This window comes from Bradyrhizobium sp., from assembly GCF_019242285.1.
In the GTDB taxonomy this organism is placed as follows: Bacteria; Pseudomonadota; Alphaproteobacteria; order Rhizobiales; family Xanthobacteraceae; genus Bradyrhizobium.
This window is the reverse complement of sequence record NZ_JAFAVV010000183.1, coordinates 1-2649: the sequence shown is the minus strand read 5'-3', so window position 1 is coordinate 2649 and position 2649 is coordinate 1. Positions and strand designations below refer to the sequence as shown.

The 2649-nt window shown below is 65.0% G+C and carries 2 protein-coding genes and 1 tRNA gene; 2 read left to right on the top strand and 1 reads right to left on the bottom strand.

From position 1 onward, the window contains the following. Positions 1–153 precede the first annotated feature (153 nt). Positions 154–230: transfer RNA gene (locus tag JOY90_RS06940), tRNA-Met, on the bottom strand. A 298-nt stretch (positions 231–528) separates the two neighbouring features. On the opposite strand from JOY90_RS06940, the gene JOY90_RS06935 reads away from it, so the two are divergent. Together JOY90_RS06935 and JOY90_RS06930 are read left to right on the top strand one after the other, a co-directional pair. After that, positions 529–1962 (top strand): coniferyl aldehyde dehydrogenase, encoded by a 1434-nt coding sequence (locus tag JOY90_RS06935; RefSeq protein WP_291690409.1) that lies wholly within the window; start codon positions 529–531, stop codon positions 1960–1962. A gap of 189 nt (positions 1963–2151) precedes the next feature. Beyond that, on the top strand, positions 2152–2649 hold a 498-nt coding region (locus tag JOY90_RS06930; protein ID WP_291690408.1), incomplete at its 3' end, for a GMC family oxidoreductase.

Here is a 2649-nt window from a genome sequence, read left to right as displayed (position 1 = left end):
GACGCTTTCAATCACAATTGAGTCATTGCGACACGCCGCCCACGCCGATTTTACGCTGCGACTTTCCTCGCCGCTTCCACGAGCGGAATTCCGCGCCAAAATCCGGACAGAAGAAAGCCCCTGAAAACGTCTTGTTCTCAAGGGCTTAAAACTTGGTTGCGGGGATAGGATTTGAACCTATGACCTTCAGGTTATGAGCCTGACGAGCTACCGGGCTGCTCCACCCCGCGATAAACCGTTGCGCGCCTTGTCTGGAAACCAGGGGCGGGAACGGGCTGGCTGACGCGTCTGGCGTCGCCGGTCCGCTTGTCCCGAGAGGCTTCCTGAGAAGGCAACCCCGGGGCCGCTGCGGCCGGAGGGTGCGGGCGGTATGTACCAACGCGACTGCGGTTTGGAAAGGCCCCCAGGCGCTCTTTTTTCGATTTTATGACAGGCAAAATGTGCCAGAAATACCACCCAAAAGGCGAAGCCTCCTCGCGAGGTTCCGTCGAAGGTGCGGGGGAGCAGGACGTCGAGGAGGAAACCGTCATGGACCGGCCCACGAAAAGCACCGCGCTCCGCGCGCTCGACGATGCCTTCCACGTCCTGTTCGATGCCTCCCGCGCCGAGCCGCCGCCACCACTGGAGCTCCGGCTCGACCGCCTCAGGCGGCTGCGTGCCGCCGTGGCCGAGAACGAGGCCCGGTTCGAGGCGGCGATCTCCGCCGATTTCGGCCATCGCTCGGCGGTGGAGACCAGCGTCGCCGAGACCCTCTTCCTTTATGTCGAGATCAAGCACGCCTCGAAACATCTCAAGAAATGGATGGCGCCGCGGCGGGTCAAGACCGCGCTGCAGTTCATGCCGGCGCGGAACCGGCTGATGGCGCAGCCGCTCGGCGTGGTCGGCATCATCGCGCCCTGGAACTATCCGCTGCAGCTCACGCTCGCGCCCGCGGTCGGCGCGCTCGCGGCCGGCAACCGGGTGATGATCAAGCCGAGCGAGCTGTCGCCCCACTTTGCAGCATTGCTCGGGGAGATCATCGCGCAGAGATTCAACCCGGACGAGATGATGGTCACCGGCATCGAGGAGGAAATCGGGACGAGCTTTGCGTCGCTGGCCTTCGACCATCTGGTGTTCACCGGCTCGACCCGGGTCGGCCGCCTCGTCGCCGAGGCCGCCGGCCGCAACCTCACCCCGGTGACGCTCGAGCTCGGCGGCAAGTCGCCCGCGATCATCGACCGCTCCGCCGACCTCGACGAGGCCGCCGAGCGCATTGCCTATGCAAAGCTGCTCAATGCCGGGCAGACCTGCATCGCCCCTGATTATGCGCTGGTGCCGGAGGCCTCGGTGCAGGCGTTTGCCGAGAAGGTCCGCGCCAACATGCGCCGCATGTTCGGCACCGAGCCCAGCAACAAGGACTACAGCTCGATCATCTCCGACCGCCATTACACCCGGCTCGAAGCGCTGGTGGCGGATGCCGGCGCCAAGGGCGCGAAGATCCTGCAACCGGCGGGCGCGGACGACCCGAACTGGAAGGCGAAGCGCAAATTCCCGCCGACGCTCGTGGTCGGTGCGATGTCGGAGATGACGGTCATGCAGGAGGAGATTTTCGGGCCCATCCTGCCGGTCGTCGGCTATCGCGAGGCCGGCGAGCCGATCGCCTTCGTCAACGCCCATGACCGGCCGCTGGCGCTGTACTGGTTCGGCAAGGACAATGCCGCCCGCGACGCCGTGCTGTCGCGCACCGTCTCCGGCGGCGTCACCATCAACGACTGCCTGTTCCATATCACCCAGGTCAACCAGCCGTTCGGCGGCATCGGCCCCTCCGGCACCGGCGCCTATCACGGCGAATGGGGTTTCGACACCTTCAGCAAGCTGAAGCCGGTGTTCTACCGCTCGCCCCTCAACCGCCTCGCCGATCTCTATCCGCCCTACGGCGCCAAGCTCGCGCGCCTGCAGAAACTGTTGCGGCTGATGGCGTGATCTTGAAGGGTTGTTATCCGGGATGCCCGCGAACAATCGTAAGCTGGGCTAAGCGAAGCGTGCCCACCATTCACGACGAGAGTGTCGATCGACGGTCGGCACGTCGCTCCGCGCGATGCGCAGCATCGTCGCGTTCGCGCTTACCCCGTCCTACATTTCCTTCGCCATGACGACAACAACAGGGATGCCATGACCGACACATTCGACTTCATCGTGGTGGGCGCAGGCTCGGGCGGCTGCGCGGTGGCGGGCCGCCTGTCGGAGGACGCCGGCACCTCGGTCGCGCTGCTCGATGCCGGCGGCAGGAATGATAACTGGATCGTGACCACGCCTTACGCGCTGGTGCTGATGGTCGCGGGGCCCGTCAACAACTGGTCCTTCTCTACCGTGCCGCAGAAGGGGCTGAACGGGCGGGTCGGCTATCAGCCGCGTGGAAAAGGGCTCGGCGGCTCCTCGGCGATCAACGCCATGGTCTATATCCGCGGCCACAAATGGGATTATGACCACTGGGCTGCGCTCGGCAACACCGGCTGGTCGTTTGCCGACGTGCTGCCCTATTTCAAGCGCGCGGAAAGCAACGCCGATTTTTCCGGCGAGTATCACGGCAGGGACGGCCCGCTGCGGGTCAACAGGCTGCGCACCGACAATCCGGTGCACGAGATTTTTCTGCAGGCCGCGCGCGAGGCG